Annotated in this window: 14 protein-coding genes and 1 pseudogene; 5 read left to right on the top strand and 10 right to left on the bottom strand. The window is 68.0% G+C overall.

All coding sequences use genetic code 11. The annotated features are described in order from the left end of the window. Positions 1 to 28 precede the first annotated feature (28 nt). Positions 29 to 835 (bottom strand): IclR family transcriptional regulator, encoded by an 807-nt coding sequence (locus QRN67_RS28820; protein ID WP_285414642.1) that lies wholly within the window; start codon positions 833 to 835, stop codon positions 29 to 31. A gap of 107 nt (positions 836 to 942) precedes the next feature. Between QRN67_RS28820 and QRN67_RS28815 the strand changes: the two genes are divergently transcribed. Continuing rightward, the gene (locus QRN67_RS28815; protein WP_285414641.1) at positions 943 to 2,583 is read left to right on the top strand and encodes a GMC family oxidoreductase; all 1,641 of its coding nucleotides are present in this window, start codon (positions 943 to 945) and stop codon (positions 2,581 to 2,583) included. Positions 2,584 to 2,643: 60 nt separating this feature from the next. Continuing rightward, a complete protein-coding gene (locus QRN67_RS28810) occupies positions 2,644 to 3,957 on the top strand; it encodes an MFS transporter (protein WP_285414640.1) in 1,314 nt (437 codons plus the stop codon). 18 nt (positions 3,958 to 3,975) lie between these two features. On the opposite strand, the gene QRN67_RS33240 is transcribed toward QRN67_RS28810, so the two are convergent. Next, positions 3,976 to 4,410, bottom strand: coding sequence for a helix-turn-helix transcriptional regulator (locus tag QRN67_RS33240; protein WP_350226958.1), 435 nt, complete (start codon positions 4,408 to 4,410; stop codon positions 3,976 to 3,978). A 155-nt stretch (positions 4,411 to 4,565) separates the two neighbouring features. On the opposite strand from QRN67_RS33240, the gene QRN67_RS28800 reads away from it, so the two are divergent. Then, the gene (locus QRN67_RS28800; RefSeq protein WP_285414639.1) at positions 4,566 to 4,790 is read left to right on the top strand and encodes a DUF1059 domain-containing protein; all 225 of its coding nucleotides are present in this window, start codon (positions 4,566 to 4,568) and stop codon (positions 4,788 to 4,790) included. Between the two features lie 287 nt (positions 4,791 to 5,077). After that, complete coding sequence (locus tag QRN67_RS28795) at positions 5,078 to 8,197, top strand: autotransporter outer membrane beta-barrel domain-containing protein (protein WP_285414638.1); 3,120 nt, start codon at positions 5,078 to 5,080, stop codon at positions 8,195 to 8,197. Positions 8,198 to 8,238: 41 nt separating this feature from the next. Here the strand turns inward: QRN67_RS28795 and QRN67_RS28790 are convergent, their stop codons facing one another. The 4 genes from QRN67_RS28790 to QRN67_RS28775 form a co-directional block, all read right to left on the bottom strand. Continuing rightward, complete coding sequence (locus QRN67_RS28790; protein WP_285414637.1) at positions 8,239 to 9,243, bottom strand: alpha/beta fold hydrolase; 1,005 nt, start codon at positions 9,241 to 9,243, stop codon at positions 8,239 to 8,241. 76 nt (positions 9,244 to 9,319) lie between these two features. Then, the gene (locus QRN67_RS28785) at positions 9,320 to 9,976 is read right to left on the bottom strand and encodes a DUF6134 family protein (RefSeq protein WP_106937715.1); all 657 of its coding nucleotides are present in this window, start codon (positions 9,974 to 9,976) and stop codon (positions 9,320 to 9,322) included. Positions 9,977 to 9,981: 5 nt separating this feature from the next. After that, positions 9,982 to 10,782, bottom strand: a complete 801-nt coding sequence (locus QRN67_RS28780) for a DUF1295 domain-containing protein (protein WP_285414636.1) — start codon at positions 10,780 to 10,782, stop codon at positions 9,982 to 9,984. 121 nt (positions 10,783 to 10,903) lie between these two features. Further along, the gene (locus QRN67_RS28775; RefSeq protein ID WP_285414635.1) at positions 10,904 to 11,947 is read right to left on the bottom strand and encodes an SAM-dependent methyltransferase; all 1,044 of its coding nucleotides are present in this window, start codon (positions 11,945 to 11,947) and stop codon (positions 10,904 to 10,906) included. 217 nt (positions 11,948 to 12,164) lie between these two features. Between QRN67_RS28775 and QRN67_RS28770 the strand changes: the two genes are divergently transcribed. Then, positions 12,165 to 14,294, top strand: coding sequence for a putative bifunctional diguanylate cyclase/phosphodiesterase (locus tag QRN67_RS28770; RefSeq protein WP_285414634.1), 2,130 nt, complete (start codon positions 12,165 to 12,167; stop codon positions 14,292 to 14,294). A 1-nt stretch (position 14,295) separates the two neighbouring features. On the opposite strand, the gene QRN67_RS28765 is transcribed toward QRN67_RS28770, so the two are convergent. From QRN67_RS28765 to QRN67_RS28750, 4 genes and pseudogenes are all read right to left on the bottom strand, one after another. Beyond that, positions 14,296 to 14,541, bottom strand: coding sequence for a hypothetical protein (locus tag QRN67_RS28765; protein WP_285414633.1), 246 nt, complete (start codon positions 14,539 to 14,541; stop codon positions 14,296 to 14,298). After that, positions 14,538 to 15,017, bottom strand: coding sequence for a type VI secretion system amidase effector protein Tae4 (locus QRN67_RS28760; protein ID WP_285414632.1), 480 nt, complete (start codon positions 15,015 to 15,017; stop codon positions 14,538 to 14,540). The genes QRN67_RS28765 and QRN67_RS28760 overlap by 4 nt, the downstream gene beginning before the upstream one ends. A gap of 220 nt (positions 15,018 to 15,237) precedes the next feature. Continuing rightward, positions 15,238 to 15,798 (bottom strand): annotated as a pseudogene (locus QRN67_RS28755) (class I SAM-dependent methyltransferase); the annotation flags it as partial. 369 nt (positions 15,799 to 16,167) lie between these two features. After that, positions 16,168 to 16,644, bottom strand: coding sequence for a hypothetical protein (locus tag QRN67_RS28750; RefSeq protein WP_285414631.1), 477 nt, complete (start codon positions 16,642 to 16,644; stop codon positions 16,168 to 16,170). Positions 16,645 to 16,655: the final 11 nt, after the last annotated feature.

Below are 16,655 nucleotides of genomic sequence, written 5' to 3'. Positions count from 1 at the left end.
GCCGCCGGCACGGCGGAGCCGGCAGGTTTCAGAGCAGCGCGGTCATCTTTGCGGCGGCAGCCTTGAGCGCGTCGATGCGCTCGAGTGCATCGTCCATCGACATCCGCGCGGTGGGTGCATGCACCGCCAGCGCGGCGCGCACCGCGCCCTGCGCATCGCGCACCGGCACGGCCACCGCCACCAGGCCGGCAATGAACTCCTCGCGGTCGCATGAATAGCCCTGTTTGGCGATGGCGTCGCACTCGGCGCGCAGCGCTACAGCGCCGGTGATGGAGTTGGCGGTCATGCGCTCCAGCGGCAGCCCGTCGATGAGCGCGTCGCGTTCTTTCTTCGGCATCTGCGCCAGGAACAGCTTGCCGCTGGCGGTGCAGTGCAGCGGCACGTGCGAGCCCACGTCGAGCGTCAGCCGCAGCGGCCATTGCGCTTCCACGCGGTCGAGGTAGAGCACCTGCGCGCCATCGAGCGTGGTGAGGTTGCAGGTCTCGCCGACCTCGCGCACCAGTGCCGACAGCACTTCGTGGCGCAGTCCGCGCACCACGCCGTGGTTCAGCGTGTCGAAGGCCAGCTTGCGCAGCGCGGGGCCGACGCTGAACGAGCGCTCGTCCACGTCGCGCGCCAGGAAGCCGCCGGCCAGCAGTTGCGTGCAGATGCGGTGCGCGGTGCCCTTGGGCAGGCCCAGCTGCGCGGCCAGGTCGGCGAGCGTGAGCGCCCTGCCCTCGTTGGCCAGCAGCGCCAGCAGGCGAAGGCTGCGTTCGGCCGACGAACCGGAGGCGGATGCGGACTCCGGCTCCTCGATGGAAACCACTGCGGCGGACGGGCGCGCTGGACGGGGCATGCGGGTAAACCTTAAAAATGGAACGTTGCGTTCCGAAAATCATTGGCCTAGGATGCGGCCGAGCGAAGCGATTGTTCCACTCCACCGAAGCAACAGGCGCCCATTGCATGTCTGAAGAAGCGTTCGACTACATCGTCGTCGGCGCCGGTTCCGCCGGCTGCGTGCTGGCCGCCCGGCTGAGCGAAGACCCGGCCACCCGCGTGCTGCTGCTCGAGGCGGGGCCGGCGGACCGGTCGCTGTGGATCCACCTGCCCATCGGCTACGGCAAGACGATGTGGAGCCCCACCTACAACTGGCGCTTCGAGACCGACGCGGACCCGAACATGAACGGCCGGCGCATCTACTGGCCGCGCGGCAAGACGCTGGGCGGCTCCAGCTCGATCAACGGGCTGATCTACATCCGCGGCCAGCGCGAGGACTACGACCACTGGGCCGCGCTCGGCAACCCCGGCTGGGGCTACGACGACGTGCTGCCCTACTTCATCAAGTCCGAAGGCAACCAGCGCGGCGCCGACGCCTTCCACGGCGGCAACGGGCCGCTGAAGGTGTCGGAAATCGCGGCCAGGCACGAGCTGATCGAAGCCTTCATCGACGGCGCGCAGCAGACCGGCGTGCCGCGCACCGGCGACTTCAACGGCGCCGCGCAGGAAGGCGCCGGCTACTACCAGCTGACCACGCACAAGGGCTGGCGCTGCAGCACGGCCAAGGCCTACCTGACGCCGGCCGTGAAGCGGCGGCCCAACCTGCGCATCGAGACCGGCGCACTGGCGGACAAGCTGGTGTTCGAGGGGCGCCGCGCCGTCGGCATCACCTACCGGCAAGACCACGTGCTCAAGACCGCGCGCTGCCGCGCCGAGGTGCTGCTGTCGGCGGGGTCGATCCAGTCGCCGCAGCTGCTGCAGCTCTCGGGCATCGGACCGCGCGCGCTGCTCGACCGCTTCGGCATTGCGGTGGTGCGCGAGCTGCCGGGCGTGGGCGAGAACCTGCAGGACCATCTGCAGATCCGCCTGGGCTACGAGTGCACCAAGCCCATCACCACCAACGACCAGCTCAACTCCTGGTTCGGCCAGATGGGCATGGGCCTGGAATGGCTGCTGCACCGCACCGGCCCGCTGGCCGTGGGCATCAACCAGGGCGGCTGCTTCATGCGCGCGCTGAAGGATGCGCACGGCCGGCCCGTGGCGGCCACGCCCGACATCCAGTTCCACGTGGCCACGCTGTCGGCCGACATGGCGGGCGGCAAGGTGCACCCCTACTCCGGCTTCACGATGTCGGTGTGCCAGCTGCGGCCGGAGTCGCGCGGGTACATCCGCATCCGCTCGACCGACGCGGCCGAGCCGCCTTCGATGCAGCCCAACTACCTCGCCACCGAACTGGACCGCGCCACCACCGTGGCCGGCGTGAGGGCGGCGCGCGCGATTGCCGAGTCTCCCGCGATGCGGCCCTACGTGAAGCGCGAGGTGAAGCCCGGCCCCGACATCACGAGCGACGACAGGCTGCTGGAGTTCTGCCGCAACAACGGCGCCACCATCTTCCACCCCACCGGCACCTGCCGCATGGGCAGCGACGCGCTCGCGGTGGTCGACGCGCGGCTGCGGGTGCACGGCGTGGCGGGGCTGCGCGTGATCGACTGCTCGGCAATGCCGACGCTGGTGTCGGGCAACACCAACGCACCCGCCGTGATGATGGCCGAGAAGGCCGTCGACCTGATCAGAGAGGACGTGAGAGCGGCAACCGCCGCGCACTGAGTTTTTTGCAAACCCACGGCCCGCAGAGGCCGCCACGACAACCTCATCGGAGACAACGACATGAGCGCAAGCGACGAGAAAGCGATTCGCAGGGTGGTGGTTTCGGCGCTGGTGGGCGCCACCATCGAGTGGTACGACTTCTTCCTGTACGGCGTGGTGGCCGGCATCGTGTTCAACAAGCTCTACTTCCCGGGCAGCGACCCGGTGGTGTCGACCTTGCTGGCGTACACCACCTTTGCGGTGGGCTTCGTCACGCGGCCGCTGGGCGGCGTGATCTTCGGCCACTTCGGCGACAAGATCGGCCGCAAGAGCATGCTCGTCATCACGCTGATGATCATGGGCGTGGCCACCTTCCTGATCGGGCTGGTGCCCACCTATGCGCAGATCGGCATCGCGGCGCCGCTGCTGCTGTTGCTGCTGCGCGTGGCGCAGGGCATCGGCCTGGGCGGCGAATGGGGCGGCGCGGTGCTCATGGCTTACGAATACGCGCCGAAGGAAAAGCGCGGCTTCTATGCCTCGCTGCCGCAGATCGGGCTGGCCATCGGCCTGTGCCTGGCCTCGGGCGTGGTGGCACTGCTGTCGTGGCTGCTGACCGACGAGCAGTTCCTGTCGTGGGGCTGGCGCATCGCCTTCCTGATTTCGGGCGCGATGGTGATGGTGGGCATGTACATCCGCCTGCACGTGAAGGAAACGCCGGAGTTCGCGGCCGTGAAGGCGCGCAACGCCGAGCTGCGCATTCCGTTCATGGACATGATCCGGCGCTACCCCGGCAACGTGCTCAAGGGCATGGGCGCGCGCTACATCGACGGGGTGTTCTTCAACATCTTCGGCGTGTTCTCCATCAACTACCTCACCAGCACCATCAAGATCAGCCGCACCGAGGCGCTGCTGGGCGTGATGGCCGCGGCGGTGGCGATGTGCTTCGCCATTCCGTTCTTCGGGCGCATGTCGGACCGGCTGGGGCGGCCCAAGGTGTACATGTGGGGTTCGCTCATCACCGCCGTGTCGGCGTTCCCGGGCTTCTGGCTGATGACGCACAGCGGCGGCAACGTGCTGCTGATATGGCTGTCGATCATCGTGCCCTTCGGCATCCTGTATGCGTCGGTGTACGGGCCGGAGGCTGCCCTGTTCTGCGACCTGTTCGACGCCAAGGTCCGCTACACGGGCATCAGCTTCGTCTACCAGTTCTCGGGCATCTTCGCCTCGGGCATCACGCCCATCATTGCCACCGCGCTGCTGAAGTCCGGCGGCGGCGAGCCGTGGCAGATCTGCCTGTACGTGCTGTTCGCGGGCGTGGTGTCGGCGGTGTGCGCGTGGATGATCGGCCGGAGTGCGTCGCCGGCGGATGCGCCGGTGGCGGTGGCCTCGCGCTGACGGCGCAGCCTTTGTTCGTCATGGGGTCCTGCCCATGGCGAGTGCACGCATCACGGCCGCCGTCCGGGTCTCCACGCCCAGCTTCACGTACACATGCTCCAGATGCTTGTGGACGGTGCGGGGGCTTATCGACAGCAAGGCGGCGATCTCGGCGTCGGTCTTGCCGCGCGAGAGCCAGTGCATGACGTCGCCCTCGCGGGGCGTCAGGCCGACAGGCGGCACCTCAGGCAACGGCGCCTCCGCGCGGCAGGCCAGCCGGTACAGGAAGGCCACCGCCACCGCATGCTCCAGCCCCACGCGCCGGTAGTAGTCGGCCTGCAGTTCGGCGCGACGCAATTCGCGCAAGCCGTTGCCGCGGCCCGTGCCGCGATAACGCACGGGCGAACGCCAGGACTCGAGCTGCTCCAGCAGGCGAAGCGCGCTCGCGCAATCGTTGCGCGTCAGATGCGTCATGGCATGCCCCTTTCACGGCGGATACGCATTGCTGCGTATGGCGCCCGCTCGCATCGGGACGCAGGATGCTCGCGGGCTCCTTGCCGCGAATTCAGTATAGGCAGGCATGGGGCCAGCAAGCCGCCCGTCCGCAAGGACATGTTCCAGGAGCTGCCATGTCACGCCAATACATCGACTGCCGCGAGTACCCGAGCACGATGAACTGCAGCGTCGCGCTCTCGGCCGACACCGAGAGCGAATTGCTCGATGCCGCCGTCCAGCACGCCGTGGCCGTTCACGGCCACACCGACACGCCGGAACTGCGCAAGCAGCTGGCGGGCATGTTCAAGGCCGGTACGCCACCGCTGCAAACCTCGCCCGCGCAGAAGGTTCCGGCCTGAGGCCTCGGCAAACTGAATACTTTTGCATCCACCAAGAAACATCGGTTACGTGTGGATGCAGTTCGGTGCCAAGCCCGCCCAAGGGCTTGCGCAGGGTCTGGAAGCACGCCTTTCGGGCGTCGGTGCGCTCCAGGCAGGTACCCCCTTTCAGGCATATCGCCAGCCTGTACGCGTACTTACATTTTTGGCTTGAAGTTTGAGATTCGCGGCGTGTGGAGGAGCAAGAGGAAGAGCTTGCTGCTGCATACGGGCGCCTGCACGCAACAAGCCACTAATGAAAAGACGCCATGAACAAGATTTTCCGCACCCTCTGGAATCCAACGCTCGGTACTTGGGTGGCCGCGCCTGAAACTTCGCGCGGCCATTCACGGTCGTCCGCCAAGGGCGGCGACCTGCGGGCCGTGGCCGTGGCCGCCGCACTGCTCCTCGGAGCGGGGCCGGTGCTGGCCGCGGGCGGCACGGGCGGCCAGCCTGTCGGCGACCCGACGCTGAACGCCGGCTCCGGCGGCAGCAACGGCAGCGGCGGCAACGGCGGCCTGAACGACACCACGATCAACGCGACCGGGGGCACCGGCGGCTCGTCGACGCCCTCCGGCGTCACGGCCGGCTCGGCCGCCAGCACCACCAACTTCCCCGGCGGTGCCACGGCGGGCGCGGGCGGCGCGGCGGGCAGCGGCAGCACGGTCGTCAGCCCCGGCGTGATACAGGGAGCGGACGGCGGCGCCGGCCAGGCCCAGACAGGCGACGCCAACAACGGAAACGGCTACGGCGGGGGCGGCGGCGGCGGCTTCCAGGGCGCGACGATCGGCAACAACGTCGGCACCACGTCCAACAGCTACACCGGCGGCAACGGCGGAGCGGGCGGCAACGGTTACTGGGCGGCCGGCGGCGGCGGCGCGGGCGGCTACGGCTCCATCCTCAACGGCCCGCTGGGCAGCTACACGGCCACCGGCTCGTCGACGGGTGGTGCAGGCGGCGCGGGCGGCAATGCGTTCTCGCAGGCCGGCGGCGGCGGCAGCGGCGGCGTCGGCTTCTACCTGAACGCCACCACGCCGGGGCTCACGTTCGGCAACACCGGCACCATCGCCGGCGGCGTGGGCGGCGCGGGCGGCGCCGAACTGGCGACGCCGCGCCCCAACGCCTCGGGCGGCGGCGGCGGGGCCGGCGGCGACGGCGTCACGCTCGCGGGCAGCACCGTGCTCATGACCAACACCGGCCAGATCACCGGTGGCGCGGGTGGCGCCGGCGGTGCGGCCGGCGGCGGCGCTGGCGGCACCGGCACGCCGGGCGGCGGCGGCGACGGCGGCGCCGGCGTATGGTCCTCCGGCAGCGGCGCAACCCTCACCAACAGCGGCAGCATCACCGGCGGCGCCGGTGGCGCGGGCGGCGCCAACAGCAACGGCGGCGCGATCGGCGCCAACGGCGTGGGCGGCGTGGGCGTGGCGGGCGCGAACATCGCCATCGTCAACAGCGGCAGCATCGCGGGCGGTCTGGGCGGCGACGGCGTGACGCGCGCTTCGGCCATCGAATTCACCGGCGGCGCCAACAGCCTGACCTTGAACACCGGCAACTCGCTGACGGGCGCCGTGGCCATCGACAGCGGCGCCACCGCCAGCGTGATCGCCGGCGCCAACGGCCTGAGCGTGGGCAGCGCCCTGCTGCTCGGCGGCACCGGCACCATCAACACCAACGGCAACAACCTGAGCTGGACCGGCCCCATCTCGGGCGCCAGCGGACTCGTGAAGAGCGGCGCGGGCACGCTGACGCTGAGCGGCGCCAACACGTACGCCGGCAGCACCAACGTATCGGCAGGCACGCTGGCCGCCGGCGCGGCCAACACCTTCAGCAGCGCCAGCGCCTTCACGGTCGGCTCGGGCGCCACGCTGGACCTGGCGGGCCGCAGCCAGACGGTGGCCTCGGTGGCCAACAGCGGCACCGTCTCCCTGGTGGGCAGCGCGCCCGGCACCACGCTCACCGTCACCGGCCCGTGGGTGGGCAACGGCGGCACGCTGCGGCTGGGCACGGCGCTGGGCGGCAACAGCAGCGCGACCGACCGGCTGATCCTCAGCGGCAGCACCGCCATTGCCAGCGGTACCACCAACGTGCAGATCACCAACCTGGGCGGCCTGGGCGCGCTCACCAGCGGCAACGGCATCGAGGTGATCAGCGCCGTGAACGGCGCGACGACCACCGCGCAGACCACCAAGAGCGCCTTCAACCTCGCGGGCGGCCATGTGGACGCTGGCGCCTACCAGTACCGCCTGTACGCGGCCGACGCCAGCGGTGCGGGCGAGAACTGGTATCTGCGCTCGACCATGACCGTCGATCCGGTCACGGGCGCGCCCGTCACGGGCGGCGGAACCGGCAGCACGGGCGGCGGCACCGGAGGTGGCACCGGGGGCGGCACTGGGGGTGGCGTGCTCGTACCCACCTACCGCGCCGAAGTACCGCTGTACGCGGCGCTGCCGGAGCAGCTGCGCCAGTCCAACCTCGCGATGCTGTCCAACCTGCACCAGCGCGTGGGCGACGACACCGGCACCGGCCTTTCGGGCACCAACACCGCCACGCCCGAGATGGGCTACCGGCAGGCCTGGGGCCGCGTCATCAGCACCGACCGCACCATCGGCCAGAGCGGCACGGTCAGCCCCAACAGCAGCGGGCGCCTCACGGGCTTCCAGGCCGGCACCGACCTGTGGGCCGACCCGAACTGGCGCGTGGGCGTGTACGTCGGCCAGCTCGAGGGCGACATGCGCGTGAACGGCTTCGTCGGCGGACTGCAGAACGCAGCGGCCGGCACCAACAACCTGCGCAGCGAATACCTGGGCGCCTATGCCACCTGGAAGAACGACAGCGGCCTGTACGTGGACGGCGTACTGCAGGCCGGGCGCCACCGCTACACCGCTTCGCCCACGCTGGGCTTCTCGAGCAGCGGCAAGGGCAACAGCCTGCTGGCGTCCGTGGAAGTGGGCCAGTCCTTCGCCATCGCGGACGGCTGGGTCATCGAGCCGCAGGTGCAGCTGGTGCGCCAGCGGCTCGACCTGGGTGACACCGGTATCAGCGGCGCGCTGGTGCAGCAGAACAACCACGACGGCTGGCTCGCGCGTGCGGGCGTACGGCTCAAGGGCGAGATCGACACGTCCGCCGGCCGGCTGCAGCCTTATGTTCGCGTGAACGTGTACCGCAGCAGCAGCGGCACCGACGTGGCGAACTTCATCGGCCCGGCCGGCAGCACCCCCATCGCCACGCGCACCGGCGGCACCAGCAGCGAGCTGGCGACCGGCGCCACGCTGCAGCTCACGCAGAGCACGAGCCTCTATGCGGAGCTCGGCAAGCTGTGGTCTTCGGGTGGCGACACCCGTGTGCGCAGCGGCATCAACGGCAGCGTGGGCGTGAAGATCCGCTGGTAGGCAGGCAGGCAGGCAGGTAGGCCAGGCGGGGGCGCCGCGCTTCAGTGCGGCGCGGCCCCCTGGTCGGACCGCACGGTGGTGACGACCGACAGCACCGCGTCGATCACCGCCTGCGGGTCGTCGAACTGGATGTCGTGCCCCGCATTCGGCAGCAGCCGGTGCACGCTGCGCGAAGACCAGCCTGCCATTTCCGCGTGCATCTGCTTCCATATGGCCTGCACCTGCGTGCCCTGGGCTGGCGTGATCTTCATGCCGTGCAGCTCGGCTTCGGTGTAGGGCGCCATCGCCGTCAGCACCACCAGCGGGCGGTTGCCCAGGTTCCTGAAGCCGCGCGTCTCGGCAAGCGTGTCGTCCATCGCATCGCCTTCCATCAGCTGCGTGCGCATCGACTTGGGCGCGAAGGCGCGAACCGCCTGCGCGTCGTGCGCCGTCTGGTGCGGCGCGTGCGAGAGAAGCGCCGAGGCCGCAGCCCGCAACAACCCCGACCACGCCAGCGCCACGCCGATGCGCGACTGCAGCGACCGCGTTTCCACCATGAAGGCCGCCACCCGCGCCACCTGGTCCGGGTGCGAGGGATCGACCAGCACCAGCCCCGCCACCTCGTCGCCGAAATGCTGCGTGAAGTTCATGGCGTAGAGCCCGCCCATGGACTGGCCCACCAGCACGAACGGCCCCCGCTCGCCCGCGCGGGCCAGTGCCGTATGCAGGTCTTGCGCGACCTGCCTGGCGCTGTAGGGCGCGTCCGAAGGGTCGCTCCACATCAGCCCCGCGCGGCTGTACGAGCAGGCGCGCGTGTGGGCGGCCACCTGCGGCTGCACCGGCGCCCAGCTCAGCGAGCCGTCGATGCTCAGGCCCGCCTCGAACACCACGGTGGGCGAGCCGCTGCCGCGGCAGTCGAGCTGAATGCGCCGCCCGCCGCCGACGTCGATCATCCTGCCGGGCGGGGGAAAGTCGCGCATTGCGCGGTAGCGGCCGAGCTGCTCGCACACCACCCCCGCCAGCACGGCGAAGGCGAGGCAAGCCGCGCCAGCCAGGACGATGCGCATCGACGACATATGTTTCAACGAGGGCTTCACTGCGGCAGATGGTGCCACCGCCGGGCGGGCACCGCCACAGCCCCCGCTACTTCAGCCGGTAGCTGAGCTTGCGGTTGCCGCTGACCGTGGAGTCCAGCCCCAGCCATTCGCCCTGCTGCGAATACCAGACGTCGATCGGCTGCGCGTCGGTCGCAATGCGCCAGCGGGTGGCCTCCACCGGCTGGCCGCGCACCTCCACCGTGCCGCTGCCGGCCTTGCTGATGCGCACCTGCTCCAGCTTGCCGCTCTGCGAATTCAGCAGCCTGGCCTGCGTGCGGATCGCGGGGTTCCAGTAGGCGAAGCTCATCACGCAGCCGTCGACCGACTGGGTGCCCTTGGGCGTGGCAACGGCCAGCGCGTTGTCGCCAGCGGGCTCGGCGGTGACCTTCTCGGGCGTGCCGTCGTCGTCGGTCTTGGAGGTGAGCCGGTGCAGGCAGTCGCCGCGCCACAGTTCGGTGGCCTCGTGCCGGTAGCGGTACACCGTCACGCCCAGCAGCTTGACCGCGAAGCGCGCGTCGCTCACCAGCTTGCGCTCGCCGCCGTTGGTGGCCAGCGCAAAGCGATGCTCGCCGATGGGGGAGTCGTCCAGCAGCACGCGGAAATCCCATTCACCGCCCGACGGGCCGGCGGCCGAGGCGGTGGCCGCCCCGTTCGACAGCGCGGCCAATGCGGCCAGCGCGCAGAGCCAGTGCTTCTTCGTCATTTTGCTCACGGCGCCTTGCGGTTTCCGCGCACCGGCCCCGGCAGGAAGGCATTGGTGCGCGCGATGTAGTCGCGATACGCCGGGCGGCGCTCGCCGATGTCGCTTTCGAGCATGCTCACGCCCGAGACCTTCAGCAGCAGCCAGGTCATGAGCAGCGGCGACACCACGCTCCATGCCCCGCTCCACCCCGCGCCGCCAAGTGCCAGCAGCCACAGGCCCCACCAGACGCACACTTCGCCGAAGTAGTTGGGATGGCGCGTGTAGCGCCACAGGCCGCGGTCCATCACCTGGCCCTTGTTCTTCGGGTCGGCCTTGAAGCGCGCCATCTGCGCGTCGCCGATCGCCTCGAATAAGATGCCGAACAGCGCCAGCACCATGCCCAGCGTATCGAGCGCGCCCAGCGGCCGCGCCGCCGCCATGCCCGGCAGGAACGGCGCCGAAACGATCCAGGCCAGCACCGCCTGCAGCGCAAACACCAGGTACAGGCTCTTGAAGCCGAAGTTCGGCTGGTTGCGCGCGCGGATCGCCTGGTAGCGCCGGTCTTCGCCGTGGCCCCAGTTGCGCCAGGTGACATACAGGCAAAGCCGCACCGCCCACGCCGCGCCCAGCACCGCCATGCACAGCCCGCGCACCGTCTGCACCGGCAGCAGCAGGAAATAGACGATGCCCGCCCCCACGATGCAGACCGACCAGATGCGGTCGATCAGGCTGACGTCATGCCGCACCACGCTGGCCACCCATGTCAGGAAGCCCAGAGACGCCGTCAGGGCCAAACCGGCGAATGCAACCGACACCATGCCGCTCATGACGCAACCGCCCTCGAAGATTCAAGAGACGCCGTGGAACCGGCTCCGCCGGGCCACAGGCGGCGCCCCCGGCAGGGGGAAGGAGAAGCGACACGAAGTGCGCGAAGCCTGGGGGCGAGCCTCATGTACGTCGCTCGAACAGATAGTGGCTCACCCACCAGCGCTGGCCGTGGTCGAAGCCGAACAGTTCCGCCACCGACATGAAGAACAGCCGCCAGCGCGTCCACCATACGTTGGCCTCGGCGCCGTAGGTGGCCTGGAACAGCGGGCGCAGCGTGTCGCGTCGCGCGTCCATGTTGCGCAGCCAGGCCTCGGCCGTGCGCTGGTAGTGGCTGCCTTCCCAGCGCCAGCGGCGCAGCAGGCGCAGGTCGTCCTGGCAGTGCAGCGCCAGGTCGTCGCTGGGCATCATGCCGCCGGAGAAGAAATACTTGCTCATCCAGTCGCTGGGGTCGCGCACCTCGAAGGGGTACGGCGCCTCCTTGTGGGCGAACACGTGCATGAAGAAGCGCCCGCCCGGCCGGAGCCAGCGCGCCACGTTGGCAAAGGCCTGCGGCCAGTTGCGCAGGTGCTCGAACATCTCGACCGACACCACGCGGTCGAAGCGCTCGTCGGTGTCGAACACGTTGATGTCGCGCGTGAGCACCCGCACGTTGCCCAGGCCGCGGCGCGCCGCCTCCGCCTCGATGTATTCGCGCTGGGAATTGGAGTTGGACAGCGCCGTGATGCAGCTGCCCGGGTAGTGCTCGGCCATCCAGAGCGTGAGCGAGCCCCAGCCGCAGCCCAGCTCCAGCACGTCCTGCCCGTCGGCCAGGCCGGCGCGCTCGCAGGTGGCGGCCAGCGCGGCGGATTCGGCCTCTTCCAGCGTGCGGGTGCCCTCGGGCCAGTAGCAGCTGCTGTACTTGCGGTGGTTTCCCAGCACTTCGCCGAAGAAGGCGGCCGGAACCTCGTAGTGCTGCTCGTTGGCTTTTTCGGGCAGCGGCGCCAGGTTGGCCGCGCCCATGCGGGCGACGAAATCCTGCGTCAGCTCCGCCACCGCCAGCGCGTTGCCCGAATGCAGCTCCGCGAGCCGGTCTTTCAGCAACCGGCGAATGCCCCGGCGAACCACCGGGTCAGGCACCAGGCCCTTTTCGACCCAGCGGATGGCGAATGCGATGTCCTGCGGCATGACTTTTCCTCGGCTGAAGGCACGCCGGAATGCGTGCCACTGACACCCGTACGCAGCCAAGCGGCGACTGGATGCACCCGTTTTTCCTGATCGCATGGTAAGGCGGCCGCCGGAAAAACTGTGGCAGACTCATCCGCGATGGCCGGCTTCTGCCTGAGGACATGAGCGCCGGCGCGGTGCTCGCCAGGCGCCCTCGCACGGCTTTTGCACCGTCACCGTGAACAATCTCCCCGCCTTTCTTCCGTCGCAGCACAACCTGTGGGCCGTCGCCGCGTCCCTGCTCCTCGCGACCCTTGCTTCCTACGTGGCCCTCGACCTGTCGCGCCGCGTGCGGCACGCCAGCGGACGGCCGCACCTGCTGTGGTGGGCGCTGGGCTCGCTGGCCATGGGCACGGGCATCTGGTCGATGCACTTCGTGGGCATGCTGGGTTTTTCGCTGCCCATTTCGCTCGGCTTCTCCGGCGGGCTGACCCTGGCCTCGTGGGTGGCCGGCGTCATGGCGTCGGGCGTCGCGCTGTGGGTGGCCAGCAAGGCCGACTACGGACTGCGCCGCATCGCCGTGGCCTCGCTGGCAATGGCCGTCGGCATCTGCGGCATGCACTACATCGGCATGGCCGCGCTCGACATGGCGCCGCCCATCGTCTGGCACGCCCCCACCGTGCTGCTGTCGCTGTTGATAGGCCTGGGCGCCTCGGCCGCGGCGCTGTTCATCTTCAAGTACCTGGGCAATGCCCACAGCAACCACCGGGTGGCCTTCCAGTTTCTGGCCTCGGTGGTCATGGGCATCGCGATCTGCGGCATGCACTACACCGGCATGGCGGCGGCCAGCTTCCCGGCCGATTCGGTCTGCCTCAGCGCCGGCCAGCTGGGCGGCACCGGGCTCACCGCCATCGTCGGGCTGGCCTCGGGGCTGCTGCTGCTGGGCACGCTCTTCACCTCCATACTGGAATCGCGGCTGCAGCTGGTCGCCAGGCGCCTGTCGCGCTCGCTCGAAGAGGCCAATGCCGAACTCACCCAGGCCAACCAGGAACTGCAGAAGCGCGCCTTCACCGACGCGCTGACCGGCCTGCCCAACCGCGTGCTGTTCGAAGACCGGCTGCGCCACGCCCTGGCGCGCATGAACCGCGCCAACCAGCTGCAGGTCGAAGAGCGCATTGCGGTTCTTTTCGTCGACCTCGACGGGTTCAAGCCCATCAACGACTCCTTCGGCCACTCGGCCGGTGACCGCATCCTTTGCGTCGCCGCCGAGCGGCTGGCCCGCACCACCCGGGAAGGCGACACCGTGGCCCGCATCGGCGGCGACGAGTTCCTGCTGCTGCTCGAAGGCGTGCGCGACCGGGCCGAATGCGCGGAAGCCGCCAACCGCGTGCTGCGCGCGCTCGGCGAGCCCTTCAGCGTGCAGGGCAAGCAGCTGCAGATCGCATGCTCCATCGGCATCGTGCTGCACCCTGAACAGGGCGAGCCCGACAAGCTGGTGGCCAACGCCGACGCGGCCATGTACGAGGCCAAGCGCGCGGGCGGCGGCAACTACGTGATGTTCGAGTCGCACATGGGCGCCGATGCCGCCAAGCAACTGCAGTTGCAGAGCGACCTGCGCCGCGCGGTGGAGCTCAAGCAGTTCGAGCTCTACTACCAGCCCAAGATCAACGGAACAGGCCACGGCATCAGCGGCGTGGAAGCGCTGGTGCGCTGGAACCATCCGCAGCACGGCCTGATCGGCCCGACCGAATTCATCGGACTGGCCGAGCGCTTCGGCCTCATCGTGCACCTGGGCGACTGGATCCTCGACGAGGCCTGCCGGCAGATCGCGCAATGGCAGGCCCAGGGCACGCGCATGTGCGTGGCCGTGAACCTGTCGGTCATGCAGCTGCGCGAGGTCGACTTCGTCGCGCGCGTCGAACGGGCACTGCTGCGCCACGACGTGCCGGCCACGCTGCTGCTGTGCGAGATCACGGAATCCGTCGCCATGGAAGACATCAAGGCCACGCAGCGCACCTTCGAAGGGCTGGCGCGGGTCGGCGTGTTCCTGTCGATCGACGACTTCGGCACCGGCTATTCGAGCCTGAGCCACCTGCGCAAACTGCCCGCGCGCCAGGTCAAGATCGACCGCAGCTTCGTGCAGGACCTGCAGACCAAGGAAGACGCCAGGGCCGTGATCGACGCCGTCATCCGCCTGGCCCACGCGCTGGGCCTGAGCGTGGTGGCCGAAGGCGTGGAGAACGAGGCCCAGCGCGACATACTGATCGCGATGGGATGCGACGAGCTGCAGGGCTTTCTGTTTTCGCGTCCGCTGCCTGCGGGGGATTTGCTGGATTGGTATTCGAGCCGGTACGCGGAGGCGGCTTAGGTCAGGTTCCGGCGCTTTTCTTCTTGTTGCGCCAGCGCCGGTACAGCCAGTTGCCGGTGAAAGCGCCGGCAACGACGCAAAGTGCCTGCACAAAGATCGCGATCATGAAGGCATCGGAAAGGTCGTATTCGCTGCGCGCCACTTTCATTTCATACCAATGCCCGATTCCGATCAGGATGGCATTCGAGATGAATCCGAGCAGCAGTGCGCCGCAGGCGATGAAGAGAATTCGAAGAACTACGTTCATGGTACGTGCCAGAACCAAATGGCTTCTGCCTTCCTCATATCGGTTGCCCATCCTTCGACCGACAAATGCCAGTGAATACGAAACCAGGAAGAGAATTTGGTCAAGCGGGAGCCATTCCATAGATCAATGTGGTCACCCTGCCGTCCCTCTCCCCAATAGTTCTGGATGAAGATGATTCCGGTGCGGCCGGCAATTTTTTCGAACCCGTCCTTGCCTGTGTACTTCTCGGTTCGATGCATCAGCCCTGCCGCTGGAGAATCAAGCCAGTTTGCGAGTTCCTGCGCTCGTATCGGATACCTGGGCTTGTCCTTCTGCCACGAATAGACCCCTTTGAAGGATCGCATATCCATGGCAGATCGAATGAAGGCTGCACCGACATCAATCGCACATTGATCTGTGTAGACCTTCTCATCCAACAAGGTGTCATCACCTTTGACCTTCGGATGATTGGCCCAAAGCGTAGCGAATGTTGGCATTGATTCCCCCTGATGAAGATCGGATCTTGGAGCCTTGCAAGGCTCTCGTTTGAGCTTGCCATCCTACGCGACCCGGACGAGATATCGATGAAGGTGAAACTGCACAAGCGATCCGGCACGATCCGGCTGAAAGCCACAGAAGCGCCATCGCGCAGAGCCGCCTTGGGCGCCTACGAACAACAGCAACTTGTTCGCAGCCATTGCATGCCAAGCCCCAAACTTATCCCGCCGCCACAATCACATGCGCCCGGATCTTGCCGGCCACCGGGCCTTCGCCATGACGGCTCTCAATGGCCTGTGCCGCATGGTCCGTGGCGCGCTGCAGCGCGTTGGCGTCGCGCGACTCGATCTCGTTGCACAGCGGCGTTCCCTGGCAATAGGCAGTGGCCACGTCGCGCGCCGAGGGCGAGCGGCTCTGCTTCTCGCGCGTGTCGATATGGATGCTGGCGAAGCCGGCGCGGCGCAGGTCTTCGCGGATCAGCGCAACGTCGTGATAGCCGTGCGGCGTGCGCGCCAGGAATCGCGGAGGGTCTTGCGGGAACAGCTCGGCCATGGCCTCGGTGACCTCATCGGCAAAGGCGTTCTCCTCGATGCGGTCCCACACGCTGAAGACGAAGCGCCCGCCCGGCCTCAGCACGCGGCGCGCCTCGGCATAGCCGGCGGTGCGGTCGGGGAAGAACATCGCGCCGAACTGGCAGCAGACGACATCGAACGAGGCGTCTTCGAATGGCAGCTCGAGCGCGTCGGCCTGCTGCCATTCGATGTTGATGCGGCCATCCGCAGGCGCCGCATTTACGTCGACCGACCAGATCAGACAGCAGCGTTCCAAAAACTGCGGTACATGGTCATGGCGCAGCGTCCGCGACTGCTCGGACGCGCCACAGGCCCCAGCCAGTAAATAGCAGAGTGGGCGAAGGAAATCCTTGCCGACGTAGGCAAGCAGACCGTCGGCATTAAATGCGACTAGGAGGAAGTGAAGTGTCTATTGCGCGCGGCGGATTCCGGTCGTAAGGCCGCGACGACTGACTGTCCCGATCGGGCTCAAACCTGAACAACGGCCAGACCTCACCGACTGAGCCTCACCCGGAGAGCGTGCGACGAATTCCTTCGTCTGCTTTATTTTCCCTTACGTCCCCAACGCGCAGGAACTCTAGCCGGCCCGCGGCTGTGCCACTAGGCTCGCAACTTGCGCACTCAAGGCAAGGAGAGCGTTCCGTGCTTCTATAAACGCAAGGTCAAACTCCTCCAACGCCTCCGTGTGCTTGACCTTACGAATCTTTCCCGAGGTGCTGAGGATGTACAGCTTTGGGGAAATGCTGGCAGCACTTGGATCGTCTGTGACATCAAACGTCATATGGGAGTCTGTCGCGTGATGGGCGAAAGCGTTGCGCAAAGAAATCACCTTATGCATAGCGGCTGGGTCCAGCTTGATGTCCAGCATCTGAGCCAGCGCCATCACTGCTTTTACCTTCGATCCCAGGGGCATCACAGAACTGTCTAGGAGAACCTCGCCAAAGAACAACTGAGCGGTCTGCGCCGGCCTACAGAAGCCGGACAGGATCTGATCGAGCATGTTTTCGATCAGAGCGGTCCGATCAATTACGCGGGCAAGGTGGCTTTGCGTCATAGGTTTTCCAG

It is taken from the genome of Variovorax sp. efr-133-TYG-130 (assembly GCF_030208835.1).
GTDB lineage: Bacteria > Pseudomonadota > Gammaproteobacteria > Burkholderiales > Burkholderiaceae_C > Variovorax.
This window is presented reverse-complemented; position numbering and strand designations above follow the sequence as displayed.